The organism is Bacillus sp. FSL K6-2861, from assembly GCF_038630725.1.
GTDB lineage: Bacteria > Bacillota > Bacilli > Bacillales > Bacillaceae > Bacillus > Bacillus velezensis.
Genome location: NZ_CP152037.1, coordinates 3913043 through 3940025, shown reverse-complemented (window position 1 = coordinate 3940025; position 26983 = coordinate 3913043). Strand labels below are relative to the sequence as shown.

28 protein-coding genes and 2 pseudogenes are annotated in these 26983 nt (G+C 47.0%); 19 read left to right on the top strand and 11 right to left on the bottom strand.

All coding sequences use genetic code 11. The features are described 5' to 3' along the window. Positions 1–69 precede the first annotated feature (69 nt). Positions 70–1257 (top strand): class I SAM-dependent rRNA methyltransferase, encoded by a 1188-nt coding sequence (locus NYE62_RS19610; protein ID WP_095352547.1) that lies wholly within the window; start codon positions 70–72, stop codon positions 1255–1257. Positions 1258–1339: 82 nt separating this feature from the next. Here the strand turns inward: NYE62_RS19610 and NYE62_RS19605 are convergent, their stop codons facing one another. The 5 genes from NYE62_RS19605 to NYE62_RS19585 all read right to left on the bottom strand — a co-directional run bounded on the left by NYE62_RS19605 (position 1340) and on the right by NYE62_RS19585 (position 4517). Beyond that, positions 1340–2182 (bottom strand): DUF2268 domain-containing protein, encoded by an 843-nt coding sequence (locus tag NYE62_RS19605; RefSeq protein WP_225045680.1) that lies wholly within the window; start codon positions 2180–2182, stop codon positions 1340–1342. Between the two features lie 46 nt (positions 2183–2228). Beyond that, complete coding sequence (locus tag NYE62_RS19600; RefSeq protein ID WP_095352558.1) at positions 2229–2990, bottom strand: MerR family transcriptional regulator; 762 nt, start codon at positions 2988–2990, stop codon at positions 2229–2231. Between the two features lie 155 nt (positions 2991–3145). Next, a complete protein-coding gene (locus NYE62_RS19595) occupies positions 3146–3340 on the bottom strand; it encodes a YwbE family protein (protein WP_003150901.1) in 195 nt (64 codons plus the stop codon). A gap of 128 nt (positions 3341–3468) precedes the next feature. Then, entirely contained in the window at positions 3469–4149 is a 681-nt protein-coding gene (locus tag NYE62_RS19590) for a CidB/LrgB family autolysis modulator (protein ID WP_012118753.1), read from the bottom strand. Continuing rightward, entirely contained in the window at positions 4131–4517 is a 387-nt protein-coding gene (locus NYE62_RS19585) for a CidA/LrgA family holin-like protein (protein WP_007407725.1), read from the bottom strand. The genes NYE62_RS19590 and NYE62_RS19585 overlap by 19 nt, the downstream gene beginning before the upstream one ends. 106 nt (positions 4518–4623) lie before the next feature. Here NYE62_RS19585 and NYE62_RS19580 point away from each other — a divergent pair, with 106 nt between their 5' ends. The 6 genes and pseudogenes from NYE62_RS19580 to NYE62_RS19555 all read left to right on the top strand — a co-directional run bounded on the left by NYE62_RS19580 (position 4624) and on the right by NYE62_RS19555 (position 9383). Next, a complete protein-coding gene (locus NYE62_RS19580) occupies positions 4624–5532 on the top strand; it encodes a LysR family transcriptional regulator (RefSeq protein ID WP_003150908.1) in 909 nt (302 codons plus the stop codon). Between the two features lie 2 nt (positions 5533–5534). After that, entirely contained in the window at positions 5535–6353 is an 819-nt protein-coding gene (gene thiM / locus NYE62_RS19575) for a hydroxyethylthiazole kinase (RefSeq protein ID WP_095352549.1), read from the top strand. Continuing rightward, positions 6350–7024: a thiamine phosphate synthase gene (thiE, locus tag NYE62_RS19570; RefSeq protein ID WP_095352550.1), complete on the top strand. Its 675-nt coding sequence runs from the start codon at positions 6350–6352 to the stop codon at positions 7022–7024. The genes thiM and thiE overlap by 4 nt, the downstream gene beginning before the upstream one ends. Before the next feature lie 105 nt (positions 7025–7129). Beyond that, positions 7130–7419 (top strand): annotated as a pseudogene (locus tag NYE62_RS19565) (Efem/EfeO family lipoprotein); the annotation flags it as partial. An 18-nt stretch (positions 7420–7437) separates the two neighbouring features. After that, positions 7438–8695, top strand: a pseudogene (efeB, locus tag NYE62_RS19560) (iron uptake transporter deferrochelatase/peroxidase subunit). A gap of 85 nt (positions 8696–8780) precedes the next feature. After that, positions 8781–9383 (top strand): DsbA family oxidoreductase, encoded by a 603-nt coding sequence (locus NYE62_RS19555; protein ID WP_144664796.1) that lies wholly within the window; start codon positions 8781–8783, stop codon positions 9381–9383. Between the two features lie 20 nt (positions 9384–9403). Here the strand turns inward: NYE62_RS19555 and NYE62_RS19550 are convergent, their stop codons facing one another. From NYE62_RS19550 to NYE62_RS19540, 3 genes are all read right to left on the bottom strand, one after another. Beyond that, a complete protein-coding gene (locus NYE62_RS19550; RefSeq protein ID WP_095352554.1) occupies positions 9404–10078 on the bottom strand; it encodes a glycosyltransferase family protein in 675 nt (224 codons plus the stop codon). Continuing rightward, complete coding sequence (locus tag NYE62_RS19545) at positions 10078–10758, bottom strand: class I SAM-dependent methyltransferase (protein ID WP_085341605.1); 681 nt, start codon at positions 10756–10758, stop codon at positions 10078–10080. The genes NYE62_RS19550 and NYE62_RS19545 overlap by 1 nt, the downstream gene beginning before the upstream one ends. 216 nt (positions 10759–10974) lie before the next feature. Continuing rightward, positions 10975–11136 (bottom strand): anti-repressor SinI family protein, encoded by a 162-nt coding sequence (locus tag NYE62_RS19540; protein WP_003150917.1) that lies wholly within the window; start codon positions 11134–11136, stop codon positions 10975–10977. A 335-nt stretch (positions 11137–11471) separates the two neighbouring features. Here NYE62_RS19540 and NYE62_RS19535 point away from each other — a divergent pair, with 335 nt between their 5' ends. The 4 genes from NYE62_RS19535 to galT all read left to right on the top strand — a co-directional run bounded on the left by NYE62_RS19535 (position 11472) and on the right by galT (position 15328). After that, the gene (locus NYE62_RS19535) at positions 11472–12095 is read left to right on the top strand and encodes a TetR/AcrR family transcriptional regulator (RefSeq protein ID WP_144463822.1); all 624 of its coding nucleotides are present in this window, start codon (positions 11472–11474) and stop codon (positions 12093–12095) included. A 79-nt stretch (positions 12096–12174) separates the two neighbouring features. After that, positions 12175–12561: a GtrA family protein gene (locus NYE62_RS19530; RefSeq protein WP_029325749.1), complete on the top strand. Its 387-nt coding sequence runs from the start codon at positions 12175–12177 to the stop codon at positions 12559–12561. A gap of 51 nt (positions 12562–12612) precedes the next feature. Then, on the top strand, positions 12613–13797 hold the full coding sequence (locus tag NYE62_RS19525) for a galactokinase (protein ID WP_342497136.1): 1185 nt from the start codon (positions 12613–12615) through the stop codon (positions 13795–13797). Then, the gene (galT, locus tag NYE62_RS19520) at positions 13787–15328 is read left to right on the top strand and encodes a UDP-glucose--hexose-1-phosphate uridylyltransferase (RefSeq protein WP_144463824.1); all 1542 of its coding nucleotides are present in this window, start codon (positions 13787–13789) and stop codon (positions 15326–15328) included. The genes NYE62_RS19525 and galT overlap by 11 nt, the downstream gene beginning before the upstream one ends. Before the next feature lie 16 nt (positions 15329–15344). Here the strand turns inward: galT and NYE62_RS19515 are convergent, their stop codons facing one another. After that, a complete protein-coding gene (locus NYE62_RS19515) occupies positions 15345–15590 on the bottom strand; it encodes a GlsB/YeaQ/YmgE family stress response membrane protein (RefSeq protein WP_003150926.1) in 246 nt (81 codons plus the stop codon). Between the two features lie 502 nt (positions 15591–16092). Between NYE62_RS19515 and qoxA the strand changes: the two genes are divergently transcribed. The 4 genes from qoxA to qoxD are packed head-to-tail and all read left to right on the top strand — an operon-like array spanning position 16093 to position 20034. After that, the gene (qoxA, locus tag NYE62_RS19510; RefSeq protein WP_012118744.1) at positions 16093–17058 is read left to right on the top strand and encodes a cytochrome aa3 quinol oxidase subunit II; all 966 of its coding nucleotides are present in this window, start codon (positions 16093–16095) and stop codon (positions 17056–17058) included. Between the two features lie 27 nt (positions 17059–17085). Beyond that, a complete protein-coding gene (gene qoxB / locus NYE62_RS19505; protein WP_012118743.1) occupies positions 17086–19035 on the top strand; it encodes a cytochrome aa3 quinol oxidase subunit I in 1950 nt (649 codons plus the stop codon). 14 nt (positions 19036–19049) lie between these two features. After that, positions 19050–19664 carry a cytochrome aa3 quinol oxidase subunit III gene (gene qoxC, locus NYE62_RS19500; RefSeq protein ID WP_003150930.1) on the top strand — a complete coding sequence of 205 codons (615 nt, stop codon included), beginning with the start codon at positions 19050–19052 and terminating at the stop codon, positions 19662–19664. A 1-nt stretch (position 19665) separates the two neighbouring features. Continuing rightward, complete coding sequence (qoxD, locus tag NYE62_RS19495; protein WP_007407711.1) at positions 19666–20034, top strand: cytochrome aa3 quinol oxidase subunit IV; 369 nt, start codon at positions 19666–19668, stop codon at positions 20032–20034. A gap of 43 nt (positions 20035–20077) precedes the next feature. Here qoxD and ywcE read toward each other — a convergent pair whose 3' ends face one another. After that, on the bottom strand, positions 20078–20338 hold the full coding sequence (gene ywcE, locus NYE62_RS19490) for a spore morphogenesis/germination protein YwcE (RefSeq protein ID WP_003150937.1): 261 nt from the start codon (positions 20336–20338) through the stop codon (positions 20078–20080). 291 nt (positions 20339–20629) lie between these two features. Here ywcE and NYE62_RS19485 point away from each other — a divergent pair, with 291 nt between their 5' ends. From NYE62_RS19485 to NYE62_RS19470, 4 genes are all read left to right on the top strand, one after another. Next, on the top strand, positions 20630–21088 hold the full coding sequence (locus NYE62_RS19485; RefSeq protein ID WP_144664799.1) for a GNAT family N-acetyltransferase: 459 nt from the start codon (positions 20630–20632) through the stop codon (positions 21086–21088). 201 nt (positions 21089–21289) lie between these two features. Next, on the top strand, positions 21290–22477 hold the full coding sequence (locus tag NYE62_RS19480) for an FtsW/RodA/SpoVE family cell cycle protein (RefSeq protein WP_144664800.1): 1188 nt from the start codon (positions 21290–21292) through the stop codon (positions 22475–22477). Positions 22478–22579: 102 nt separating this feature from the next. Continuing rightward, on the top strand, positions 22580–23329 hold the full coding sequence (gene nfsA, locus NYE62_RS19475) for an oxygen-insensitive NADPH nitroreductase (protein WP_007407708.1): 750 nt from the start codon (positions 22580–22582) through the stop codon (positions 23327–23329). Positions 23330–23490: 161 nt separating this feature from the next. Then, positions 23491–24492, top strand: coding sequence for an LLM class flavin-dependent oxidoreductase (locus NYE62_RS19470; protein ID WP_342497135.1), 1002 nt, complete (start codon positions 23491–23493; stop codon positions 24490–24492). Positions 24493–24533: 41 nt separating this feature from the next. Here the strand turns inward: NYE62_RS19470 and NYE62_RS19465 are convergent, their stop codons facing one another. Continuing rightward, complete coding sequence (locus NYE62_RS19465) at positions 24534–26945, bottom strand: S8 family serine peptidase (protein WP_342497134.1); 2412 nt, start codon at positions 26943–26945, stop codon at positions 24534–24536. Positions 26946–26983 lie beyond the last annotated feature (38 nt).

Here is a 26983-nt window from a genome sequence, read left to right as displayed (position 1 = left end):
CGGGACAATGCGGTGTTGATCATGTTTTATGGTACGATAAGAGAAAGCAAAACGAAAGAGGAATGCACAATGAAGCTACTTACAGTGAAAGATACATTTGCCGGAAAGCTGAAAAAAGGATTCCCCCTGATTGAAAAAGACGCTCTGTCCGGAAGCTCGGCTCATTTAACAGAGGGCGATCTTTTTGATGTGACATCCGAGAAGGGTGAGTTTATCGGAAAAGGCTATTACGGTTTGCAGAATAAAGGAGTCGGCTGGGTGCTGTCCCGCGCGAGAGATGAACGGATCGACGGACGTTTCTTTCTGGACAAGCTGAAAAAAGCGGCTGAAGCGAGAGCTCATCTGTTTAAGGCGCCCGACACGACGGCGTTCCGGCTGTTCAACGGTGAGGGCGACGGCATCGGCGGCGTCACGATTGACTTTTATGACGGTTATCTGCTGATTCAATGGTACAGTAAAGGCATTTACGCTTATAAGGACAGCATGATTGAGGCGATTGACGGACTGGAGCTTTCTTATAAAGCGATCTATGAAAAGAAACGATTCGATACTGCCGGGCAATACGTGGAAGACGACGATTTTGTCAAAGGCGAAAGAGGAGATTTTCCGGTCATTGTTCTAGAAAACGGCATACGGTACGCGGTGGATTTAAACGACGGGGCGATGACGGGCATTTTCTTAGACCAGCGTCATGTGCGCAAAGCGATTCGGGACAAGTATGCAAATGGCAGACGGGTGCTGAATACGTTCTCTTATACAGGGGCATTTTCCGTTGCGGCGGCGCTTGGCGGAGCTGAGAAAACGACCAGCGTCGATGTCGCCAACCGCAGTCTCGCAAAAACGATTGAACAGTTCAGCGCCAACGGAATTGATTATGAGGCGCATGACATTAAAGTCATGGATGTTTTCAAATACTTCGGCTATGCGGAGAAAAAAGGGCTGGAGTTTGACCTCATCATCCTTGATCCGCCTTCTTTCGCCCGCACAAAAAAACGGACGTTCAGCGCGGCGAAAGATTATAAAAATCTGCTGAAGGAAACGATCGCCATCACCGCAAAAAACGGCATCATCGTCGCTTCGACAAACAGCAGCGCCTTCAATATGAAGAAATTTAAAGGCTTTATAGAGACCGCCTTTAAAGAAACAAATGAGCGTTACGACATTTTGGAAGAATACACGCTTCCGGAAGATTTCAAAACGATTCCCGCGTTTAAAGAAGGGAACTATTTGAAGGTTGTTTTCTTGCGGAAAAAATAGAATGATCATTTATAGCGTGGAAAGAGGGGAAAAGAAAACCCTCTTTCATCGCGTTAATACGGGATAAAATAATCTTCATATCTTAAAGAAACAACCCGCTATTACTTAGTATCTCATCTGTGCTAAGTAAAGTGGCCTCACTAATCCCCACATTGTTGGCTTTCATGAAGGATTGCACCGCTTGGTAGCCAACCGCATAACCTGCAAACGGTGATAAGCCGACAGGCTGATAACCTTGTTCGGCTGCAAAGGTGTCACCAAACATGTAACTGCTGACCTCAGCAAATCCTTTCATATTTAATGAGTCTTTGATGATTTCTTTTGAGTATTCTAAGTCTTCTTTTTCAAAAGAAGTAACCCAGGGACCTAACAGAGCTTCTCCGTAAAGTTCTTTGGCAAACGATTCTGCCAACCCCTCTATAATTAAGTAATCACCAACCGTTACGTTCCCATAATCCCAATTGAAATACGAAAAACGAATATTATGATGAAATTCATGTGCGATTACAGCAGGCAGTCTCGGTATGTTATAAGAATTGGGGAATATTGAAACTTGAATAAATCCCGGAATTCCTCCGAATCCACAATACCCTCTATGTAACTCAAGCTTTTTTTGATTGGCCAGATACATCCCAAACCTTATTTCATCAGCATTTATTTTTAAGCGGTTTTGCTGGATAAATTCTACACAATGAGTTAAAGTGCCATATGCAATTTGAAGAGCTTGAATTTCTTTTAGTTTCTCTAATGCTTTTCTTCCGGTTTCCGTATCAAATATGCTCAGATAGCCCAGCATATTTGCAGCCATGATTACATCATATCCGTTAGGCTGCTTTGCCTTTAAGGGAACATTAATCTTTTTCCACATATCTTCAAAAGGTTTCATCATTGAATACCGATAATAATCTTCTCTATTTTCAATCATTGAAAATAACGTTTCGTATTGCCGGATTGTATCCTCGATAATGATTTTAATGGGTACCACCCTTTTTTTGATGATCTATATAAATTGTAATGGCGTCACTCATGAGCTTCGCCAACCCTTCACCATACTGGTCGATGTTCTTAGTGAAGCGTTTATCTTCAATATAGAGTTGACCTAATCCGTAAAAGGCATCAAAAGAATATTCACCAAAATTTTCATTGAGAAAATCAAACCACTCTTTGATAGCTTTTTGTACGTCTGGGGACTTGGGAGATTGGTTAATAAGGAGTGCAAATTTATTGAACATTGCAGTCCACTTATGAGATAAATCTTTTTGCTCACCATCAGTCATGTTTTTCAATCTAATATTTACCTTATCGACAGGTTGATCACCCCACCGTTTGCGAGCTTCTTGTTCATAAAGATTATGATTGAAGTTCATTCCCTCAAACCGCTCTTTGTTCGTCATGCAAATCTCTCCCATCAAATGTTTGATTGATTTATCGATGGTTTCAATCATTTTATCGACTCTATTCCGTTTCTCAATCAACATTTTCTTTTGTAAAATTAATGCCTCCCTTCGGTTAAATGAAGGACTATTAATGATTTCTTTAATCTCTTTTAAGGAGAAATCGAGCTCCTTGAAAAATAGTACCTGCTGCAGCTGTTCAAGATTCTCTTCAGAATAAAGCCGATAACCGGAATCGGTCGTTTCCTGAGGAGTCAATAATCCAATTTGATCGTAATGATGGAGAGTACGTATGCTTACTCCAATCAGTTCAGCTACTTCTTTTACTTTCATACCCATCACGTTTGCCGCCTCCTTAATGGCTACTCTAAAGTATTACGCAACGTAAAAGTCAATAGTTGGTTAAAGATTTTTTGTATATAAAGGGAGAACATATGAGGATTTCATTGCTAAAATTAAAGAAAAAAAGCCGGGCGTGAAGCTCCGGCTCTTTTCTATTCAATAATGTGCTGCACCCGGCCGATTCGCCCGTCTTCAAGGCGGACCTTAATGCCGCGCGGGTGGAAGCTTGAGTTCGTCAAAATATCCTTCACGATTCCTCTTGTCAGCTTTCCTGAACGCTGATCGGCTTTCAGGACGATATCGACTTCAAGTCCTTTTCTGATGCTGCTTCGCTGCTGGCCGTTCATATGACACATCCGTTCTTCAGTCTTTTCACTTCATATCTTATCATATCGTGTTTTCGTCTTTTTATGAAGGACAGACAAATCAATCTGCGTGGAAAATAAAAAAAGACCGCTCTGTAAGGAGCAGTCTTTTATGACATAAACGAAAGCAAAATCGGGGCCGCGCACAGCGTCATAATTGCGGCGAGAATCATGGACACGCTTGAGATCGTTCCTGATACGGAGCTGAGCTCAAATGCTTTAGATGTTCCCGCTCCGTGCGCGCTAGTTCCGAGCAGCACGCCCCGGGCAATTTCGTTATCAATGCGGAAATAGCGGATGACCATCGGCCCGATGATCGTTCCCAATAAAGCCGTTAAAATGACGAAAACCGCTGTAACGGCCGGCATCCCGCCGATCATTTCTGAAACGTTCATGGCAATCGGCGTCGTCACGGATCGCGGCACGAGACTGTCGACTAAGCTGCTGCCGAGATGGAACCATTTCGCGATAAAGGCCGTTGACAGAATGGCGATACATGAACCGACAGCTACGTTCAAAATAATTTCCACGGCGTATTTCTTTAAAATCGGGAAATATTTATAAAGCGGGATGGCGAACGCCACTGTTGCCGGCTGAAGCATATCGGTCAGCAGTCCGCCGCCGAGATTGTATGTCTGATACGGGACATTGACAAGAAGCAGCAGTACGACCAAAACAGCGGGCGTAATCAGAAGCGGCGACGTATAGACCCGCGGAAAACGAATGTAGAGTTTTTTCGCGCCCAAATATACTAAGACAGTTAAGAATAAACTTATGATTCCGATGAACACGTTTGTTTTTTCTCCTTTCTTTTTGCTATCAGCTGTGTAAGCGTACCTGTTGAAACCATCACGACAAATGTGCTGATGACGACGACAAGTAAAATGCTTACGCCGAATTTAGACATAATATCTCCGTATTCAATCACTCCGACGGCAGACGGGATGAAAAACAGCAGCAGCTCACCGAGGAGCCATGCTGCGCCAAGCTCAATCCATTCAAGTTTGATAATCTTGAAATGCAATAATGTGAAAAGAATCACAATCCCGATTATACTGCCGGGAATATTTATATGAAGAGCCGCCGTGACCCAATTGATCAGACGCGCAAATATAAACAGCAGAGCGATTTGAATAACGGTAAGCAGCAATTTTTTCATAATGATGCCTCCCTTATATTTATATTGTACAGAAGGTTTTGCTATAGGTAAAATACATATAAAGAATAATGTGTATTCCTTTTGTCTATAGAAAGGATGAAATGTAATGGATATTCGGCACTTAACGTATTTTTTGGAAGTTGCCCGTTTGAAAAGCTTTACGAAGGCCTCACAGTCTCTGTATGTTTCACAGCCGACAATCTCAAAAATGATTAAAAACCTGGAGACGGAGCTCGGCATTAAGCTGTTTTACCGCAATGGCCGGCAAGTTGAACTGACTGACGCCGGGCAGAGCATGTATGTGCAGGCGCAGGAAATTACAAAGTCATTCCAAAACCTGACGTCAGAGCTGAACGATATTATGGAAGTGAAGAAAGGGCACGTCCGCATCGGTCTTCCGCCGATGATCGGGTCCGGCTTTTTTCCGAGAGTGCTCGGTGACTTTCGCGTCACATATCCCGATGTGACGTTTCAGCTTGTTGAGGACGGCTCTATTAAAGTGCAGCAAGGGGTGGAGGACGGCTCGCTTGATATCGGGGTCGTCGTGCTTCCCGCGAATGAAGAAATTTTTCATACGTTCACAATCGTCAAGGAAACCCTTATGCTCGTCGTCCATCCGTCACATCGGCTCGCTGACGAGAAAGAATGCAGTCTTCACGAATTGAAAGAAGAGCCGTTCATATTTTTCAGGGAGGATTTTGTCCTTCATAATCGAATTATGACGGAATGCGTGAAAGCCGGATTCAGGCCTCACGTCATTTATGAAACGTCACAGTGGGACTTTATCAGCGAAATGGTATCCGCCAATCTCGGTATCGGCCTCTTGCCGGAAAGAATCTGCCGCGGTCTTGATCCTGACAAAGTCAGAACCATTCCGCTCGTTCATCCGGTTATTCCGTGGCATTTAGCCATCATTTGGCGGAAAGACCGCTATATGTCCTTTGCCGCCAGAGCCTGGCTGGAGCATACGAAATCGTATTTATGGAATCCGAAAAAGAGAAAAAAGGATGATTAAGCATGGACGCACAAACCGCAGCTCAACACTTGAGTAAAGTGCGGGATCAAAACCCGCTCGTTCACAGTATCACCAATAATGTCGTCACGAACTTCACCGCTAACGGACTGCTCGCGCTCGGCGCATCGCCCGTTATGGCTTATGCAATTGAGGAGGCAGCCGACATGGCGAAAATCGCAGGAGCGCTCGTCCTGAATATAGGAACCCTCAGTTCGGCGTCGGTTGAAGCTATGATCGCAGCCGGAAAATCGGCCAATGAAAACGGTGTTCCGGTCATTTTTGATCCGGTAGGCGCCGGCGCCACGCCGTTTCGGACGGCATCAGCCCGCAAGATCATACAGGAGGTCCGCTTGTCCGTCATTCGCGGAAATGCCGCGGAAATCGCCAATATTGCCGGCGCCCCTGATTGGAAGATAAAAGGCGTGGATGCGGGGGAAGCCGGAGGAGATGTGGTTCAGCTCGCTAAGACGGCTGCAAGCGGGCTGAAGACGGTCATTGCGATTACCGGAAAAACCGACGTTATCTCCGACGGCACCGACACATACGCCGTACATAACGGTGATAAACTGCTGACGAAGGTGACGGGGACGGGATGCCTGCTGACGTCTGTAATCGGAGCCTTCTGCGCAGCGGGGCAGGACGTTCTGCAAGCGGCCGTTTCAGCCGTTTCTGTATACGGAAGCGCCGCTCAGCTTGCCGCTTTGGACACCTCCCATAAGGGGCCGGGCAGCTTCCAGATTGAGCTTTTAAACAAGCTGGCAAGCATCTCAGAACAAGAAGCGGCCGAGCTTGCTGCAATTGAAAGGGTGACAGAAAAATGACGCGTATTTCTCGGGAAATGATGAAGGATATGTTATCGGTTTATTTTATTATGGGATCAAACAATACAAGCGCAGACCCCGTTTCCGTGGTGAAAAAAGCCATTGAGGGCGGCGCTACGCTTTTTCAATTTCGGGAAAAGGGGAGCGGTTCTTTAACAGGGGAGGAACGTGTCCTGTTCGCGAAGCAGGTGCAGGATGTCTGCAGGCAGGCCGGGATTCCTTTCATCATTAATGATGATGTCGAATTGGCCTTGCGCCTTGAGGCGGACGGAGTGCATATCGGGCAGGATGACGCAGACGCCGAAGAAACGAGAGCGGCAATCGGCGATATGATACTCGGTGTGTCAGCACATAACGTCTCCGAGGTGAAGCGGGCGGAAGAAGCCGGAGCCGATTACGTCGGAATGGGCCCGGTCTATCCGACCGAAACAAAAAAAGATGCTGAAGCCGTGCAGGGCGTTACATTGATTGAAGAGGTGCGACGTCAGGGCATCACCATTCCGATTGTAGGAATCGGCGGCATTACGGCTGACAACGCGGCGCCCGTCATTGAAGCGGGTGCAGACGGCGTCAGCATGATCAGCGCCATCAGCCAAGCCGAAGATCCAAAAGCGGCGGCGCGGAAGTTTTCAGAGGAAATTCAGCGCTCCAAAGCAGGGCTGTCCCGATAGGGCGGCCCTTTTTCTGTGTGCGCAAAAAGGCAGTGACGGACTTGGAGAATATAAGCCGTATGTCAAGAACAGGACAATCAGCTTGCAATATCGACCGGAACGTTTGACGGCTCTATCGCTTCTCTCAAAGTGACGCCTGAACCAATCACCGCCGGCGCCGAGGGCTCAAAAGCCCTCGGCGAAACAGTGAAAAGCGCGCAGTGAGAGATCATTTCGACGTCACGGAAAAACTTGATGCGGAATTCAGCGAATTTGAAGTTTTGATGTCGAAATACAAAACGTGCGATCAATCGTATACGTCTTGTGATACATTAAGTACAGATCAAATCAGAGAGATAAGCACGAAGCTGACGGCCCTTTCTGAAACCATGTCGAAGATTGCCGGTGTGCTTTAAAAGGAGTTAAGACACAGCATGAGCGATGAACAAAACAAGGAAAAACAGATCCACAGACGGGATGTCCTGAAGTGGGGCGCCGTCGCGGGCGCCGCTGTCGCTGTCGGAGCGAGCGGCCTCGGAGGACTCGCGCCGCTCTTCAAACCGGCGGCCACCGCTTCAAAGAAGAATGATGAAAAAAAGTGATCGTGATCAAATCGTTCCTTTTTACGGAAAGCACCAAGCAGGAATCACAACGGCGCATCAGACGTATGTGTATTTTGCAGCGCTTGATGTCATGTCAAGCGACAAAGCCGATGTCATCTCCCTTTTCAAACAATGGACAAGCCTGACGCAGCTGCTGACTTCAGGCGCCGTCCCGTCGGGCGAACAGAAAAATAACTATATGCCTCCGCAGGATACCGGGGAGTCGCAGGATCTGGCACCGGCGAATTTGACCGTTACCTTCGGCCTCGGCCCCGGGTTTTTCGAGAAAGACGGGAAGGACCGCTTCGGACTGAAAGATAAAAAACCGAAGCACCTCGCCGATATTCCGCCGATGCCTAACGACAAGCTCGATAAGAAACAAGGCGGCGGTGATATCGTCATACAGGTCTGCGCGGATAATGAACAAACGGCGTTTCACGCGGTGCGCAACCTGATGAAACAGGCATCGGGGGTGTGCGAAGTCCGCTTTCTCAATAAAGGTTTCTTAAGCGGCGGGAAAAACGGAGAAACACCGCGCAACCTCTTCGGGTTTAAAGACGGCACCGGCAACCAAAGCACGAAGGATGAAAACCTGATGAATTCGATCGTTTGGGTTCAATCAGGAGAGCCTGACTGGATGACGGGCGGCACGTACATGGCATTTAGGAAAATTAAGATGTTTTTAGATATATGGGACCGTTCATCCTTGAAGGAGCACGAGGACACGTTCGGGCGGGTGAAAAGCTCGGGCGCGCCTTTCGGACAAAAAAAGGAAACCGATCCCGTGAAGCTGAATCAAATTCCCGCCGACTCGCATGTCAGCGTGGCAAAATCAACCGGCAGACAGATTCTGCGCCGGGCATTTTCCTATACGGACGGAATTGATCAGAAGACGGGCTATGTTGACGCAGGCCTGCTGTTTATCTGCTTTCAAAAAGACCCGGACCGCCAATTTGTCCCGATGCTGAAGGCTTTGGCGGCAAAGGATGCGCTGAATGAATACACACAAACGATCGGCTCTTCCTTATTCGCCTGTCCCGGCGGCTGTAAAAAAGGAGAATATATCGCCCAAAGGCTGCTGGAATCGTGACACCTTCCATATGGAGGGTGTTTTAAAAAAAACACTTGTAACTATATGTGTTACAACTTAAAATGAAAAGGAAAGGAGACTTACAATGACACTGCAGATTAAAGTATATTCTGATTATGTATGTCCGTTTTGCTTTGTCGGCAAAGCGGCGTTTGAAGAAGCAATCAAGGACAAGGACGTACAGGTGGAATGGATGCCGTTTGAATTGCGTCCGAGCCCCTCGCCGAAACTTGATCCGGTGAATGATCCCGCCAAGCAGCAGATGTGGAAAAACTCCATTGAGCCGATGGCGCAGTCGTTAGGCGTTGAAATCACATTCCCCCGCGTATCACCGCATCCTTACACGGATTTGGCATTTGAAGGCTTTCATTTCGCAAAGGAACATGGGAAAGGAAGCGAATACCATACACGCGTTTTTCAGGCGTTCTTTCAGGAAGAACAAAATATCGGTGACGTTGGCGTGCTGACAAAGCTTGCGGAAGAAGCAGGACTTGACGGCGCTGCCTTCAAAGAGGCGCTTGAGACAAGAGCGTACAGACACGTACAGCGGGAAGCGCTCCGCCATGCTTATGAGGAAGCCGGCATTACGGCAGTGCCGACGTTTATCATCGGCGATGAGAGAATCCCTGGCGCGGCGGGAAAGGAAACCTTTGAACAAATCATTGAGCGGAAACTGAATAAACGTTAACCCGAAAAAAGCCCTCTCGATCAGCGAGAGGGCTTTGCCATATAGTGTTTGACAAATGTTTGTCTGTCCGCTTCATATGCCGCGGCGTCAAATGAGTCGCCGCAAAAATGAAGGCACCAAGGGTCTTTTTGGCAGGCGACGCCGACTTGATATCCGTGTTTTTGAAATTCAAGCGACTGTGATGTGTCGTAAAAATGAAAGCCGCGAAACAAATCCTCCCGCCACTCCACGTCATATTGAGCCGCCATTAACAAGCCGTCAATGGCGGCAGCGGGCATAAACAGGCCGTCTTCATCACCGTGCTCAAAGTCCAAGGGGTGATAAGCATTCCCCCGGTATTCAATCACTTTTCCCATCCGCTGTCCGCTTTCCCACCAAATGCCGTTCGGCGGCAGGGTTTTGCAGCCGGCGACACCGAGAAGGCCGAGCTCCTGATGAGATTGAAAGATATGAAGCATGTCATGAAGGAAATGCTGATGAATGATAAAGGTATCCTGATGCAGATAAATTTTATATTTGGAGGGATGTCTCAGCGCTTTGTTGTAGGACGAGGCCATGCTTGCTGAATCGTATATCGGCATGATATCAACGGAGTATGAAGGGGGGACGGTAAGCTGCATGATATGGCTCTTGCACCGGGAGTAGAGCGGCTCGTCATTCACACAGACGACAAACAGAAATGAATGTGAATCCATTACATGCTCCTCTCGGCCTCAATCACATATTGATACGCCGATGCTTCTGTCATAAAGTCATGCCTTATGCCAAGCTGTACGCATACTTCGTGCAATGATGCGATGGCTTTGTGATAAGAGGGGTGATCAACGCGGATCGCCTCAATGCGTTTCACCTCATAGCCGGCGGCTTTAAATAATGAAAGCGTCTCTTCACGGGTAAAAAAACGCAGGTGGGTCTGATCCATTAATCCGGCGTCACTGTAAGTCCATTTGCCGGCTAAAAGCTCCAGCACCACTGAGATGTGGCCGACATTCGGTATGCATGCAAGCACCGTGCCGTCTTTTTTTACATAAGGACGAAGCTTTTTCAGCACGGACCACGGGTCGACAAGATGCTCCAGAACGTCTCCGAACAGCATGCAGTCGAATTGCTCTGAATCGTACGGAAGAATGGCGGATTCAATGTCGCCGCAAAGCACGTGGCTCAATTTGCTTTCCGCCTTTTTTGCGGCTTCGGGATACGCTTCAATGCCGTAAACCGTTATTCCGCGGTCTTCGATCGCCGCTCCTAAATTGCCTGTGCCGCAGCCGACATCAAGCACTGTCCGCCAGTTTTCGTCTATTTTGTTCAATAAATAAGGATTCAGGCCTTCGTAGTAGTTCTGTTGTTTTTCATCATAATAGGGATTCGTATCCATCTGTGTATCACCTCATAAATGGGCATATACACAAGATATGCAGCGGGGGGATCTCATATCACCATGTTTGGCTGTTCAATTGCGGAATGCGGACGGGAATGGTTATCCGGTATACGGTTTGTTCTCTGATTCCCCTCTTATTGCGGATGTTCCTTTGAAAACTCGGGTGCGGGCGGACTGTGGCAGGTCATATAGTAAAAGGATCCGCCTGTAATCTTACCGCTGGCGGATGGTGTTTTTCATTGGTGTTTTTTTCTTCACCGCTTTTTCAGTATTTAAGAAGCGCCTCACATCGTCAATGTGCAAACCCATGATTCTAGCCTCTTGAATTAACAATTGCCAATCTTGATCTATATCTTTCATTACATGAGTTTTCATAAGAACCTCCAATTGAAAAATTGATTTGCCCAACTACAGCAGCCAATGTATAACAAATATCACACATAGTTGGCCGGTAATCCCAAATTGAAGATGAATTCACCTACCTATTCCCTAAGAAAATGACTGAAATAACCAAAATCCTTCAAGAATTCTTACATATAATAATAAACAAATAAATACTGACTGGATAGTATGCAAATAAAAATAAATCATATGACCTATTAATATTTACCCTCAAAGCGTCGACTAGCATATTCTTTTTGCATAAAAAATACCGCAAAAGAATGATTCGGTGTAAGATAAAGTGAATGATCAAACAGCTGGGGTAAAAAATGAAAAAAAACAAATTTCAAATTAAGAGAGAAGAAACATTTGAAAGTTTTATTGACGCAGGCCTTCATCTCCTGATTGAAAGAGCTTACGATTCAGTCTCAATCGATGACATCAGTAAAGCGGCGGGTTTCAGCAAAGGCGCGTTTTACGTTCATTTTGAAAGTAAGGAAGATTTTCTGAAGCATTTGTTAGACAGGCGTCAGATTAAAAAAAGGATTATCACTGGCTATCTCGACGAATTAGAAAAGCAAACAGCGCGGCCGTTGACGCTTTGTGAAGCTGCGGTAAGCGCGGCCAGCCTGTTGATGCGGTTTGTAAACAGCAAGCCTGCCTGGAATGTTGTGTCTTTTGCCGTTCATATGCCCAATTACAAAGTCGTCAGTGAATATGAAGCTTATATCCGTCTTTATAAGTTATGGATAGAAGAAAGCACCATGTACATAAATTGGCTCAAATCGAGAAATTTAATAGAAGACCATATAGATACCGAGCATACCGCTAAAATGATGTGCGCGCTCATCGACGGGATGATTAAGCAATCCAATGTGCTCGGAAGGCCGGTTACTTTCCGCAGCATGTTTGAAGCGCTCTATGTTTTTGTCAGCGGCAGAAAATCAGGGTAACGTTCTTCTTGATTTGACAAAAGGTTTAGAAAAGTCTTTCAGAAAGCGAGGAACTGCCATGCGCTACAGAGAAATTATGATGTATATCATTATGGGGATATTCACGACCATCGTGAATATCGTCAGTTTTTACATTCTGACGTCGGCATTTGAGATGGATTACAAGGCGGCGACCGTCGCTGCTTGGATTCTGTCCGTTCTATTTGCTTATGTTACGAATAAACTGTATGTATTTCAGCAAAAGACCGCGGGGATGCGGAGTCTGATGAAAGAATTGACGGCCTTTTTCAGCGTGCGGGTATTGTCTCTCGCCATCGATCTCGCCATGATGATTCTTCTGGTCAGTCAATTTCATATGAACGAAACGTTGGCGAAAATCGCCGATAACGTCATTATCGTAGTCGTCAACTATGCGGCCAGCAAGTGGATTGTCTTCAGAAAAGCGAAAGAAGAGGGCGTGTCATAACGGTTTCTTTCCGCGCCCCGGGGGAAAGTGTAATGGTGAAAGGGGATGCGTATGAAGCACAAAATAAAGAAAGCGTTTGCTGATGTATTCGGGGAATCGGAGGACCTGCGCATTTTCTTTGCGCCTGGCAGAGTGAATCTCATCGGAGAGCATACGGATTATAACGGGGGCCACGTCTTTCCGTGCGCGCTGACGATCGGTACATATGCAGCCGTCCGGGAGAGAGGGGACAGGCTCGTCAGAATGTACTCTCATAATTTTAAAGAGGCAGGCATAAAGGAATGCAGTCTCGATGATATCCGTTATCAAAAAGAGGACGGGTGGGCCAATTATCCGAAAGGGGTCATGGCGGAATGTCTCGGCAGCGGTTTTTCCCTTCCGCACGGCTTCGATATTGTGTTCTGGGGAAACATCCCGAACGGCGCGGGGCTGTCATTTTCGGCTTCGATTGAACTTGTCACGGCGGTCATTCTCAAGGAATGCCATGAGCTTGAGGCGGATATGCTCGACTTGGTGAAGCTCGCTCAGACGGCAGAAAATTCCTTTATCGGCGTCAGCTGCGGAATGATGGATCAATTCGCCATCGGAATGGGAAAGAAACATCATGCGATTCTGCTGAATTGCGGGACGCTCAGCTTTGAATATACAAAACTCGGGCTGTCGGGGCTGTCGATCGTTATTGCAAATACCAATAAAAAACGAACGCTTGCAGACTCAGGCTATAATACGAGGCTCAAGGAGTGCGGGGAAGGGCTTTGTGATCTTCAGAAGCATCTTTCCGTTCAATCACTGGGAGATCTGACCCCTTCCGCTTTTGACGCCCATGCGGAGCTGATTCAGAATGAAGTGAACAGACGCCGAGCGAAACACGCCGTCTATGAAAATCACCGCACAATAGAGGCCGCCGACATGTTCAGTAACAATCAGCTTCATCATATCGGTGAATTAATGAGGGATTCGCATCTCTCTTTACGCGATGACTACGAGGTGACGAGTCATGAGCTGGATACACTGGCTGAAGCGGCCTGGCGCCACGGCGGGGTGATCGGATCAAGGATGACGGGAGCCGGTTTCGGCGGCTGTACGGTCAGTATCGTCAAGGACGATGCGGTTTCGGATTTTATTGAAACGGCAGGGGCCCGCTATGAGGAAAAGACAGGGAGAAAAGCTGACTTTTACACGGCGGATGTCGGAGCCGGAGCGAGAGAACTAAAGGGGGATGACGATGGCAATTGAGCGGCACGTGGAACGTTTAATCCGGTACGGATTGCAAAAAGAGCTGATTTCCTATCTTGATATTGAATATACAAGAAACCGTTTATATGAAGCTTTGCATATCACCCATCCGGAGGTTTCAGAACAGAAAGAAAATGAATCGGCGGCATCATTGCCGGACATATTGGCCCCGATTTATGAATGGGCGGCAGAAACGGGCCGGATTGCAGCCGATACAGACACCTATCGCGACCTGCTGAGCGCGAAGATCATGGGCTGCTTTGCCCCGCAGCCGTCCGAGATTGTCCGTCGTTTTGAAGAAACAAAGGCGGTGCACGGGCCGGAGCAGGCGACAAAGGCGTTTTACCGATTTTCAGAGGATGTGTATTATATCCGTTCGGATAGAATACAGCGGAATGTCGGGTGGACGGCTGAGACGGCTTACGGAAAGCTGGACATCACGATCAACCTTTCAAAACCGGAAAAAGATCCGAAAGCAATTGCCGCTGCCAAAGAGCAGTCTCAATCCGATTATCCGAGATGTGTTCTTTGTAAAGAAAATGTCGGGTACGAGGGGAGACCGGATCACCCGGCGCGTCAAAACCTTCGTGTCATTCCGGTAATTCTCGGCGATGAGCAGTGGTTTCTGCAATTTTCTCCGTATGTGTATTACCGGGAGCATTGCATCGTTTTGAAAGACCGGCACGAACCGATGAAGATCAGCAAAAAAACGTTTGACCGGCTGCTGTCGTTCGTCAGCCAGTATCCTCATTATTTTCTCGGTTCCAATGCTGATCTGCCGATTGTCGGCGGCAGTATTTTAAGCCACGACCATTTTCAGGGGGGCAATTATGAATTCCCGATGGCGCGGGCGGAGACAGAAAGCCGGTACAAGCTGCCTGACTATCCGAAAACGGTGTTGGGAATTGTGAAGTGGCCGATGTCGGTCATCCGCCTGCAAAGCGAGAGCGCGTCTGAGCTTTCCGGCGCGGCGGATGCCATCCTGCGGGCATGGCGCGGTTATTCCGATGAGGCGGCTGATCTCCTCGCCTGTTCAGGAGAAACACCGCACAATACAATTACGCCGATTGCCCGGCGGAGAAACGGTTTATTCGAATTAGATCTCGTCCTCAGAAATAACCGCACCTCTGATGAGCATCCGCTGGGAATTTTTCATCCCCATCAGGAAGTTCATCACCTGAAAAAAGAAAATATCGGACTGATTGAGGTAATGGGGCTTGCGATTCTGCCGGGCCGCCTTGAACAAGAAATGAAATACACGGCTGAAGCGCTGTGCTCACCGGACCCGGAAGCGGTCTTAACGGCAGACCCTTCTGCGGCAAAGCATAAAGATTGGGCGCTCAGTGTGCTGCATAAGCGGAAGGTAACGAAAGAAAACGCGGAACAGATTCTGAAAGAGGAAATCGGCCATGCCTTTGCGCGGATACTGGAGCATGCCGGCGTCTTTAAACAGACAGAAGAAGGCAGAGCGGCTTTCCGGCGCCTTATCCGCCATTTGGGCGCTCTACCGGAAAAAAGCCTCATCCCATAAGGGACGAGGCTTTTTTTTATCCTCTGCTTCTGGCGATCAGGCTGAATAAGAATACCACGATCGCAGCTCCGATGATTGCCGGAATGATGGCAAAGCCGGCAAGGTGAGGACCCCATGTGCCGAGCAGTCCGTGCCCGATCCATGCGCCGATCAGACCGGCTATCATTGACCCGATGATTCCTCCGGGCATACTGCCTTTTACAAATAAACTTCCGATCCAGCCGATAATAATAGCGACAATCAGAGATACGATAAAACCCATAAATATCACTTCCTATTTTTTATTATTTATGCCTATATGTTTCCTTCGTTTTGTCCATATTAAACATATGAATGCGTTTTTTATAATGAACATATCAAGGCGCGTTCCGGTCTTTTTTTTCATAATGCGTTGCGTTAAAATGGAAACCGTGTGAAAAGGTGTGAGCAAAGGAAAAAATATTTCTTTTGTAGAATGTTTAACAAAATGAAACTTTTTGTTGACCAGCGTTTTTTATTATGGTAAACCTTTATTTGGTATTATTCGTTCTCACTATCTTTTTTCTCTATATATGCTAAATGATCTAAAACTTTTTATGTTTGGTTTGCGCAAGTGGAAAAAGTTCATGCATTTTTTGACGATTTTGTGACATTAGGTCGAAAAAAAGATGAACTTTAGAAAAAAATAAAGCTAATAAGGGCAGATTTTGATAGCATAACAAGGTAGATAGAGAAAAGATTTTGAGAAAGTACATTTCAGATTCACTACATCAATAGGAAGGATGGTGATCTTCTTGTTCAGAGCATTTAAACCGTTACTTTTATTAGCGATGTTGGCTGTTGTTTTCGTACTGGGCGGATGCAGCGACATTTCCGTTTTAGATCCGAAAGGACCTGTAGCAGACCAGCAGAAAGATCTGATTCTCTTGTCAATCGGATTTATGCTGTTCATTGTCGGCGTCGTTTTCGTACTATTTACAATCATTTTAGTGAAATACCGCGACCGCAAAGGCAAAGACAGCGGAAATTACAAGCCCGAGATGCACGGCAACACGTTCTTAGAAGTAGTCTGGACAGTGATCCCAATTTTAATTGTTATTGCACTTTCTGTGCCTACCGTACAGACGATATATTCGTTAGAAAAAGCGCCTGAAGCGACAAAGGATAAAGAGCCTCTTGTTGTTTATGCTACTTCGGTAGACTGGAAATGGGTATTCAGCTACCCAGAGCAGGATATTGAGACGGTTAACTACCTGAACATTCCTGTAGACCGTCCGGTTTTATTTAAAATTTCTTCAGCCGATTCAATGGCATCGCTATGGATTCCTCAGCTTGGGGGACAAAAATACGCGATGGCGGGAATGCTGATGGATCAATACTTACAGGCTGACAAAGTGGGAACATATGAAGGCCGCAACGCGAACTTCACCGGCGAACACTTTGCCGACCAGAAATTCAACGTAAAAGCTGTTACGCAAAAAGACTTTAACAGCTGGGTGAAAAAAGCCCAAAGCGATTCTCCAAAGCTGACGAAAGAGAAGTATGACGAACTGATGCTTCCGGAGAATGTCGGTAAATTAACGTTCTCTTCTACACACTTAAAATACGTTGACCACGGCCAAGATGCCGAATATGCGATGGAGGCGCGCAAACGCCTTGGCTACAAAGCCGTATCACCGCACTCTAAAACAGATCCGTGGGAAAATGTAAAGAAAAACGAATTTAAAGTATCCGACGATAAACAAGATTGAAATTGAACAAGAAAGGAGGAAGCCCGAATGAAATTGAGATGGGATGAATTTTTTGTAACAGGTGACCCATTAATTCTGGGCGCACAAGTTTCCATTGCGCTTTCCACTATTGCTATCATCGTTGTACTCACATACTTCAAAAAGTGGAAGTGGCTCTGGTCTGAATGGCTTACGTCTGTAGACCATAAGAAACTTGGAATCATGTACATTATCTCTGCTGTTATCATGCTGTTCCGCGGCGGGGTCGACGGCTTGATGATGCGCGCCCAGTTAGCGCTTCCTAATAACAGTTTTTTAGACTCAAACCACTATAATGAGATCTTTACGACTCACGGTACGATCATGATTATCTTCATGGCGATGCCGTTTTTAATCGGTCTGATCAACGTTGTCGTACCTTTGCAGATCGGTGCGCGCGACGTAGCATTCCCTTACTTGAACAACCTGAGTTTCTGGACGTTCTTCGTAGGTGCGATGCTTTTCAATATTTCTTTCGTTATCGGAGGTTCTCCGAACGCAGGCTGGACGAGTTACATGCCGCTGGCAAGCAACGACATGAGTCCCGGGCCTGGTGAGAACTTCTACCTGCTCGGTCTTCAGATTGCCGGTATCGGTACGCTGATGACGGGTATCAACTTTATGGTGACGATCCTGAAAATGCGTACGAAAGGCATGACGCTGATGCGTATGCCGATGTTCACATGGACGACGCTGATTACAATGGTTATTATCGTATTCGCCTTCCCTGTTTTGACAGTGGCATTGGCGCTGTTATCATTTGACCGTTTGTTCGGCGCTCACTTTTTCACGCTGGAAGCCGGCGGTATGCCGATGCTCTGGGCTAACTTGTTCTGGATTTGGGGACACCCTGAAGTATATATCGTTATCTTACCGGCATTCGGTATTTTCTCTGAAATTATTTCAGCGTTTGCAAGAAAGCAGTTATTCGGTTACAAAGCGATGGTCGGCTCAATTATCGCCATTTCCGTCCTGAGTTTCCTTGTATGGACTCACCACTTCTTCACAATGGGGAACAGTGCGTCTGTTAACTCTTTCTTCTCGATTACAACGATGGCGATTTCGGTTCCGACCGGGGTTAAAATCTTTAACTGGCTCTTTACGATGTATAAAGGCCGGATCAGTTTTACAACACCGATGCTGTGGGCGCTCGCGTTCATCCCGAACTTCGTTGTCGGCGGGGTAACAGGGGTTATGCTTGCGATGGCTGCAGCCGATTATCAATACCATAATACGTACTTCCTCGTATCTCACTTCCACTATGTGCTGATCGCGGGTACGGTATTTGCATGTTTCGCAGGATTTATTTTCTGGTATCCGAAAATGTTCGGCCACAAGCTGAACGAAAGAATCGGAAAATGGTTCTTCTGGATCTTTATGATCGGATTTAATGTATGTTTCTTCCCTCAATACTTCTTGGGGCTGCAAGGTATGCCTCGCCGTATTTACACTTACGGACCGAATGACGGATGGACTGCATTAAACTTTATTTCAACTGTCGGAGCCTTCATGATGGGTGTCGGATTCTTAATCCTTTGCTACAACATCTACTACAGCTTCCGCTACTCTACTCGCGAGATCAGCGGAGATTCATGGGGCGTGGGACGTACGCTTGAGTGGGCGACTTCATCTGCGATTCCGCCGCATTACAACTTTGCGGTGCTTCCTGAAGTGAAATCTCAAGATGCGTACCTGCAATTGAAAGAAGACAAAACGGATATTCATCCGGAAAGCAAGTTCAAGAAAATCCATATGCCGCACAACTCCGGAAGACCGCTTATTATGTCAGTGGCGTTCGGTATTGCAGGCTTCGGACTTGTATTTGAATGGTTCTGGATGGGCATTGTCGGCTTGATCGGCATTCTGCTTTGCATGGTGCTTCGTTCATTTGAATATGACAATGGCTACTATATACCTGTTGAAGAAATAAAAGAGACGGAAAGAAAGATTTCCGAATAAAGGAGGCGTGATTTATGGAACATGCAGAACACGGCAATTCTAACGCGCCTATGGAATATCAATCTGAAACCGGCAGACTCAATATTCTCGGGTTTTGGATCTTTTTAGGGGCAGAGATTGTGTTGTTCTCAACACTATTTGCAACCTTCTTCGTTCTTCAAAGAAGAACAGCAGGAGGAGTCTTACCGGCTGAATTATTTGAAGTGAAGCTTGTCATGATCATGACATTCCTGCTTCTGATCAGCAGTTTCACCTGCGGGATCGCTGTTCATGAAATGCGTCGCGGAAGTTTAAAAGGCGTCGTCATTTGGACGATCATTACGCTTCTTCTCGGCGCGGGCTTCGTCGGATGTGAGCTTAACGAGTTCATCCACTATGTACATGAAGGAGCATCTCTCGGTACAAGTGCTTTCTGGTCTGGATTCTTCGTCCTTCTGGGAACGCACGGAACGCACGTAACGATCGGTATCTTCTGGATTGCCGGCATCTTACTGCAATTGAAGAAACGCGGATTAACGCCGCAGACGTCTTCAAAAATCTTTATCTCAAGTTTATACTGGCACTTCTTAGACGTTGTTTGGATCTTCATCTTTACAGGCGTCTATCTCATCGGATTGGGGGGACTATAATATGGCAAACAAATCTGCTGAACACAGCCACTTTCCGTGGAAGCATATCGTAGGTTTTGCGTTGTCTATTATTCTGACCCTGCTGGCCCTTTGGGTTGCAGTATATACGGAATTAAGCCCATCAGCAAAACTCTGGATCATTTTCGGATTCGCATTTATCCAAGCCGGTCTTCAGCTTCTCATGTTCATGCACATGACAGAAAGCGAAAACGGCGGAATTCAAGTCGGAAACACGCTCTTCGGATTTTTCGGAGCGATTGTTATCATCCTTGGTTCCATCTGGATCTTTGCGGCGCACTACCATCACGGTGACCATATGGATGGAAACCCTCCTGGCGGTGCGAAGCATCATTCCGAACATCAGGAATAAAAAGAAACCCTCTTCGTTCAGGCGAAGAGGGTTTTTTGTGCCTTTATTGGCTTCTTCTCCGGCGCAAGCGCGGAAGGCCGTAAATGATAAAGGCAGCGATATGGGCAACGATGACGTTGACGGCAAACAGGATGATCATGAGTGTGTGGCCGAGAGGGGATAGGCTGCTGGTTGCGTAAAAGTAGAAGAAAACCCACATGAGAATAATTGGCGGTATGGCCGAAAGAGCGACTTTTTTGTTATCCAGCCAGATAAAGAGGGGTGTTGCGCTTGCGACCAGTAAATAAGCAAAAAACATGTCCATCTTACATGTCTCCTTTCATTTTATGGGAGCGTTTCCAAAATGAAATACAGAGAATGAAATGTGTCTGTTTTGTGGTCGTTTTTTGAACATTTTGTTACAATTATTATACCATGTTTTCCAATTTTTGATACCGCTTTTTCGAGAAATGTATTGCAACTATTGCCTCATTTTTGGATAGGTACAAGAAACCGGAAAGGCCAAATACCCTGTCACATTTCCGGACAATGGAATGGCGCAGGCTGTGAACCTTTGCTATGGTCAAAGAAACATGCACAGCAAGGGTGGTTTGAAGTGGACGTAAGGAAAGAAGATGTCACAGCGCCGGATGTCATTGCGCTTTTGCAGGATCATCTGAAGAGCATGACCATGCATTCTCCTCCGGAAAGTATACATGCGCTCAATGCGGACCGGCTGCGTCAGCCTGACGTTACGTTTTGGAGTGCGAGGGAAAACGGCATCCTGCTCGGCTGCGGTGCCTTAAAGGAGCTAAACAGCCGGCACGGTGAGATCAAATCAATGAAAACCTCTCGGCATCATGTCAGAAAAGGTGCAGCCAACCGGATCCTCCGCCATATGATTGAAGAAGCAAGGCGGCGGGGCTATCAGCGGATCAGCTTGGAAACCGGTTCTATGGAGGCTTTTCTCCCCGCCAGACGCCTGTATGAAAAAGCCGGGTTTCAATATTGTGATCCGTTTGCACATTATAAAGAGGACCCGAACAGCTTGTTTATGACGTTAAACATAGGCTGAAACCCCTTTTCTGACGAGAAGGGGTTTTTTATCGGAAAAGTTTCATCATGACCGAAACATTTCCTTTTCTGACACGTCATATGTCGTGTAGTCCCCAAACCGTAAAAAATAAAAAGGAAGCAACCTCATCATGTTTTCTTGAACGGTGTTCATGTATAATAAACAATAGTGACTTCCGATGAAAATGTAAGGCGGGATAGAATGAGTCGATATAAGAAACAGCAAAATCCCTATTATCAGGGGGATTTGATTTTTATATTTGGTGTGTTTTTAATAATTAGTGTTGCGGCGATTTATGCGGCCGGACAGTTCGGGCAGTACGGAAGTGATGCCTGGATGAGACAGATCGTCTTTTATGTCATCGGAGCCGGTCTCATGGTCAGTATCATGTATTTTGATTTAGAGCAGCTTGAAAAACTGAGTCTGTACGTGTTAATTGCCGGCGTGCTGTCGCTGCTCCTTTTACGTGTGGCGCCGGAATCCATCGCGCCGATTAAAAACGGAGCGAAGAGCTGGTTTAAAATCGGCAGCTTTACCCTCCAGCCCTCTGAGTTTACGAAAATAGGAATTATGATGATGGTCGCGTCCATTATATCGAAGGCGGGCCCGAAAGATCAAAGATCACTTCGGGAAGATGTCAATCTGCTTTTGAAAATTGCGGCATGGACGGTCATTCCGATCGGGCTGATCGTTTTACAGGATGCCGGAACGGGTGCGATCTGTCTGTTTATCGTTATGGTGATGGTGTTTATGTCAGGTGTAAACTGGAAGCTGATCACCATTATCGGCGGTTCGGCAGCACTTGTGCTTGGCCTTTTCTTAGTTCTCGTGATTGAATTTCCCCATGTGGCGAATTCAATCGGCATTGCGGATTATCAAATTAACCGGATTACATCGTGGATGTCTGACTCCAGTGCGGCAACGACTCAGGCAGAGAGCGATAAAAGCTGGCAGGTGGATCAGGCCGTTATGGCGATCGGATCGGGCGGCATTACCGGAAACGGCATTCATAATCTGAAGGTGTACGTACCTGAGGGACAGACCGACTTTATCTTTGCGATTTTGGGTGAAAGTTTTGGATTTTTAGGCTGCGCCATTGCGGTTGTCATGTTTTTCTTTTTAATTTACAGACTTGTGGTGCTGATTGACCGCTTGCATGCGTTTAACCGATTTGGTGCGTTTTTTTGCGTAGGATTTACTGCACTTATCGTGATTCACACCTTCCAGAACATCGGGATGAATATCGGCATTATGCCGGTTACCGGTATTCCGCTGCTGTTTGTCAGCTATGGGGGGAGCTCGGTGCTTTCTACATTAATCAGCTTCGGGATCGTATATAACGCAAGTGTGCAGCTGACGAAATATAAAAGCTACTTGTTCAATTCTTAATGTGAGACGGCTCGTTTTTCGGGCTGTCTTTTTTTGTTTAGAGCATTTCGCTTTTGACATGATTCCCTTTCGGATATGATATAGAGAGAAGGAGGCTTTTATATGAACAATACCATCGAAACCATACTTAATCATCGGTCGATCCGATCATTTACTGACGAGCTTCTGACAGCAGAAGAGATAGATACATTAGTGAAAAGCGCCCAGGCGGCGTCAACGTCCAGTTACGTGCAGGCTTACTCCATCATCGGCGTAACCGATAAGGAGAAAAAGCGGAAGCTGGCGGCACTGGCCGGAAACCAGCCTTATGTCGAGAATAACGGGCACTTGTTTGTGTTTTGCGCTGATTTGTACCGCCATAAAAAACTTGCTGAGGAAAAAGGCGAAAATATTACCGAGCTTCTTGAGAATACGGAAATGTTTATGGTCAGCGTCATTGATGCCGCACTTGCCGCACAAAACGTAAGTGTTGCCGCGGAATCAATGGGACTTGGCATTTGTTATATCGGAGGCATTCGAAATGAACTTGATCAGGTGACAGAAGTGCTTGGTACACCTGACCATGTGCTGCCGCTGTTCGGCTTGGTAGTCGGTCATCCCGCTCATCCGTCCGGTCAAAAGCCGCGCCTGCCGAAACAAGCCGTATATCATGAAAACACGTACGATACGAATGAAGAACACTTCCGCAGTTATATGAAGGAATATGATGAAACCATTTCCGCTTATTATGATAAACGGACAAACGGCAAGCGGGTTGAAACGTGGTCTGATCAAATCCTGCAGTTCATGAAACAAAAACCGAGAACCTATTTAAATCAATATGTAAAAGATAAAGGTTTTCAAAAGAATTAAGAAAAAACCTCTCCTGACCGGGAGAGGTTTTTATGTTTCACGTGTAACATATTTCGACAAAATGGAACAAGGTATATATATGTTTATCATCAGGGATGCTTATAAGCATACAGAAAGAAAAAACGGCTTAGCAGTGGTACGATGTTGATGAGGTGACAGTGATGATTTCATTAAGCATATTAGATCAATCTCCTGTATCAGAAGGGAGTTCCGCGGAAAGCGCGCTGCGGAATACAGTAAGACTGGCGCAGGAGGCGGAAAAGCTCGGATATAAGAGGTTTTGGGTGTCAGAGCATCATTTTTCAGAGCGGTTGGCGGGTTCAAGCCCTGAAGTGCTGATCAGCCATATTGCGGCGAAAACGAATGAGATTCGTGTAGGCTCGGGCGGTGTCATGCTTCCGCATTACAGCGCATATAAGGTGGCGGAGAATTTCCGCGTGCTTGAAGGGTTGACGCCGGGCAGAATCGATCTCGGATTGGGACGGGCGCCGGGCGGAATGCCGATCGCATCATGGGCGCTGAATGACGGCGGGAAGCGGAATGCTGATCAATATCCGCAGCAGCTTCGTGAGCTGGCGATGTATTTGCATGATACAGCTGATGACAATCACCGTTTTCCGAATCTGACCGCATCACCCCTTATTAAGACGGCGCCGGAAGTCTGGCTTCTCGGTTCTTCGGGGGAAAGCGCGCTTCTGAGCGCAGAAATGGGAGCAGGCTATATGTTTGCCCATTTTATTAATGGAGAAGGCGGAGAAAGCACGACAGCACAATATAAGCGCAGATTTAAACCTTCCGCATTAGGAAAAGAACCAAAAACGGCCGTGGCTGTGTTTGTGCTGTGCTCGGACACGGAGGAGAAAGCGGAGGAACTCGCGGCCGTCATGGATTATACGCTGCTTGCGGGTGAACAGGGGATTCCGCTTCACGGCGTACCGTCTTACGAAACCGTCCGCGGAAATACGTATACACCGTATGAACAAAGACGAATTGCCGATAATCGGAATCGAATGATCATCGGAACGAAGCCGCAAGTGAAAGAACAGATTCTGGCTCTCAGTAAAGCATACGGAACGGAAGAAGTGATGGCTGTAACCATTACTCATCATTTTGAAGATAAACTTCAGTCATACCGGCTGCTTCGTGAAGCTTTTGCCGAATGATCAGAAAGAAACCCTGCTGATGCTCCAGCAGGGTTGTTCGGTTATTCAATGATAAAAGGTTTTTCAGTCAGCACCTGGCTTGATTTCCCTTTGTTCGCGGCATAGGCCAGCATATAATATTCTCCTGCCGGCAGTGCGCTGTCACCATTGACTTTGCCGTTCCAGTCGAAATATTGATAGCCTTTATCCTGCTTTTTGTAGATGCCGGCTTGGCCGACAAAGTCAAGATTGCTGTCATATACAAGGAAGGCAAGCTCTTCGGCTCCCGCCGGAAGATAGGTTTCAATTTGGTAGGTTCCCTGCGTTGTGCCGTCCTGCACGTCGATTGACGTCACGCGCGGATAGTCCGGCTCTTTTACAATCAGCAGCGTCGGCACTTTTGCGACTGTTTTTCCGCCTTCTCGCACTGTGACGGTTCCCTCATAGGTGCCTGCCTTTACTTTTTTGGCATTGACCTTTACTTTCGCATTGACCTTTCCGGTTTGATGAGCGGGGATCACGACCCGGTCTGTGCCCGAAACGGTAATGCCCGTGCCGTTGAAAGAGTACTCGAGCTGATATGATTTTCTGATGGACGATTGGTTTTCAATCGTAAAGGTTTCTTTTTTCGTTTCATTGCCTTTGTCTTTCATAAACGTTCCGTAAGAATAACTTCCCGGGGTGACAAGGGAGTCTGCTTTGATCGCTTTCATGATTCTGATGCTTCCGGCGCCTTGCGCATTATGCGGGTATACGTCACCGTCCGCGTCCGTTAAGGTTTCGGCCGTGTTCATGAGAGCGGCTTTTATTTGTTCCGGGCTCCATTTCGGTTTGGCCTGCTTGATGACGGCAGCTGCGCCGGCTACATGCGGGGAAGCCATGCTCGTTCCCTGCTTCGATCCGTAGCCGTACGGGTCGGCCGGATCATGGGTCGGAATGGTGCTGACGATGTTTACGCCGGGAGCGGAGACGTCGGGTTTAATCATCCACGTGTCCATAACCGGACCGCGTGACGAAAAGTCTGCCATTTGTTCAGTGAGCGATTTAGCCACGGATAAATTGAATGTCGCTTTTGTGCCGCCCGCTTTTAATTGGCTGACGAGTGTTTCGCCGTCTTCTGATGAAAGCTTAATCGTCGGCACGGACATGCCCGGTACGTTGGCTTCAATTTCTCCCGGGGCATTGTTATACACAACCATACCTATCGCGCCCGCTTTTTTGGCGTTGTCTGCTTTATCCACAAAGGCGATGCTGCCCCGTTTGACGACAGCGACTTTTCCCTTCAGATCTTTGCCTTCAAAATCCTTTTGCTCGCCGATACCCGCCTCTATGAGCTCTGTTTCTTTTTTATTCAGTGCTTTTATGTCATCTTCTTTGTTGTAGCCCATTACTTTCGCTGAGGAATAGGAACCGAAGGACACGGCGTACTCGTTCAGCGGCAGCTGGGTCGCTCCGACGGAGATGGCTTCTCTGGACGTTCCCGGAGAGCCGACGGTCCAATTGTTCGGCCCGCTGTTTCCGTTTGATGTAACGGCCGTGACGCCTTCTGACATAGCCCAGTCAAGCGCCGTGCTTGTCGCCCAGTCTGGGTTATTCACAGAATTGCCGAGAGAAAGGTTCATGATATCCGCTCCGTCCTGTACGGCGCGTTCGATGCCGGCGATGACGTTCTCCGTTGTTCCGCTTCCGCCCGGACCGAGCACACGGTAGGCAAGGAGTGTAGCATCCGGCGCGACGCCTTTGATCGTTCCGTTTGCCGCTACCGTGCCCGCGACATGGGTTCCGTGGTCAGTCGACGCGCCTCTTGGATCACCGGACGGCGTTTCTTCAGGATCGTAATCGTTATCCACAAAATCGTATCCTTTATATTGTCCGAAATTTTTCTTTAAGTCAGGGTGTTTATATTCGACACCGGTGTCAATAATGGCAACCTTGACGCCTTTACCCGTATAGCCGAGCTTCCACGCGTCATTTGCCCCTATATAAGGCGCGCTGTCATCCATCTGCGGAGACACGGCATCCTTAGATAGGGTGATGTCTTTATCTTTGAGCTGATCGGTATGATAGGTGACATTCGGATAAACCGCTTTGACATCCTGATCACTCAGCAGTTTGGGGATTTCATTTGCCGGGAGTTTCATGGAGAAGCCGGAAAACACTTGCTCATATTCCCTGTTGATTTTTCCGTGTTTAATAGTTTTGAGCGCTTTCTTTTTCACTTTTGCGCGTTCGCTTTTCAGCTTGCTTTTTGTCTGTGCTTTGCCGAGTTCCTTTGCTTCCGCCAGTGACTTTTCCTTCAGCTCCACGATGACTGTCGTTTGTTTGCCGGTGGTCATATCAATGTCACCGAACACCTCAGCCTTTTCAAGATCAGGAGTTTGCGGTTTTGAAGCCGGCGCAGCCTGTGAACTTGTGGATAAGGTAAAGGATAAGACAAAAGCCGGAAGCAGATAACGGATGATTCCTTTTTTCAATCGTGTTTCCCCCTTTTTCTTTATCTAAATTAGAAATC

Coding starts and splice junctions, on each gene's coding strand:
- NYE62_RS19585 (WP_007407725.1), bottom strand. CDS start 4,517: ATGAAAAAATTGCTGCTTACCGTTATTCAAATCGCTCTGCTGTTTATA.
- NYE62_RS19470 (WP_342497135.1), top strand. CDS start 23,491: ATGATTTCATTAAGCATATTAGATCAATCTCCTGTATCAGAAGGGAGT.
- galT (WP_144463824.1), top strand. CDS start 13,787: ATGGCAATTGAGCGGCACGTGGAACGTTTAATCCGGTACGGATTGCAA.
- NYE62_RS19545 (WP_085341605.1), bottom strand. CDS start 10,758: ATGGATACGAATCCCTATTATGATGAAAAACAACAGAACTACTACGAA.
- NYE62_RS19540 (WP_003150917.1), bottom strand. CDS start 11,136: ATGAAAACTCATGTAATGAAAGATATAGATCAAGATTGGCAATTGTTA.
- NYE62_RS19550 (WP_095352554.1), bottom strand. CDS start 10,078: ATGGATTCACATTCATTTCTGTTTGTCGTCTGTGTGAATGACGAGCCG.
- thiE (WP_095352550.1), top strand. CDS start 6,350: ATGACGCGTATTTCTCGGGAAATGATGAAGGATATGTTATCGGTTTAT.
- NYE62_RS19605 (WP_225045680.1), bottom strand. CDS start 2,182: ATGATTGAAAATAGAGAAGATTATTATCGGTATTCAATGATGAAACCT.
- NYE62_RS19480 (WP_144664800.1), top strand. CDS start 21,290: ATGAGTCGATATAAGAAACAGCAAAATCCCTATTATCAGGGGGATTTG.
- NYE62_RS19530 (WP_029325749.1), top strand. CDS start 12,175: ATGTATATCATTATGGGGATATTCACGACCATCGTGAATATCGTCAGT.
- NYE62_RS19555 (WP_144664796.1), top strand. CDS start 8,781: ATGACACTGCAGATTAAAGTATATTCTGATTATGTATGTCCGTTTTGC.
- NYE62_RS19580 (WP_003150908.1), top strand. CDS start 4,624: ATGGATATTCGGCACTTAACGTATTTTTTGGAAGTTGCCCGTTTGAAA.
- qoxC (WP_003150930.1), top strand. CDS start 19,050: ATGGAACATGCAGAACACGGCAATTCTAACGCGCCTATGGAATATCAA.
- NYE62_RS19600 (WP_095352558.1), bottom strand. CDS start 2,990: ATGGGTATGAAAGTAAAAGAAGTAGCTGAACTGATTGGAGTAAGCATA.
- qoxB (WP_012118743.1), top strand. CDS start 17,086: ATGAAATTGAGATGGGATGAATTTTTTGTAACAGGTGACCCATTAATT.
- NYE62_RS19610 (WP_095352547.1), top strand. CDS start 70: ATGAAGCTACTTACAGTGAAAGATACATTTGCCGGAAAGCTGAAAAAA.
- NYE62_RS19535 (WP_144463822.1), top strand. CDS start 11,472: ATGAAAAAAAACAAATTTCAAATTAAGAGAGAAGAAACATTTGAAAGT.
- NYE62_RS19515 (WP_003150926.1), bottom strand. CDS start 15,590: ATGGGTTTTATCGTATCTCTGATTGTCGCTATTATTATCGGCTGGATC.
- nfsA (WP_007407708.1), top strand. CDS start 22,580: ATGAACAATACCATCGAAACCATACTTAATCATCGGTCGATCCGATCA.
- ywcE (WP_003150937.1), bottom strand. CDS start 20,338: ATGGACATGTTTTTTGCTTATTTACTGGTCGCAAGCGCAACACCCCTC.
- NYE62_RS19595 (WP_003150901.1), bottom strand. CDS start 3,340: ATGAACGGCCAGCAGCGAAGCAGCATCAGAAAAGGACTTGAAGTCGAT.
- thiM (WP_095352549.1), top strand. CDS start 5,535: ATGGACGCACAAACCGCAGCTCAACACTTGAGTAAAGTGCGGGATCAA.
- qoxD (WP_007407711.1), top strand. CDS start 19,666: ATGGCAAACAAATCTGCTGAACACAGCCACTTTCCGTGGAAGCATATC.
- NYE62_RS19525 (WP_342497136.1), top strand. CDS start 12,613: ATGAAGCACAAAATAAAGAAAGCGTTTGCTGATGTATTCGGGGAATCG.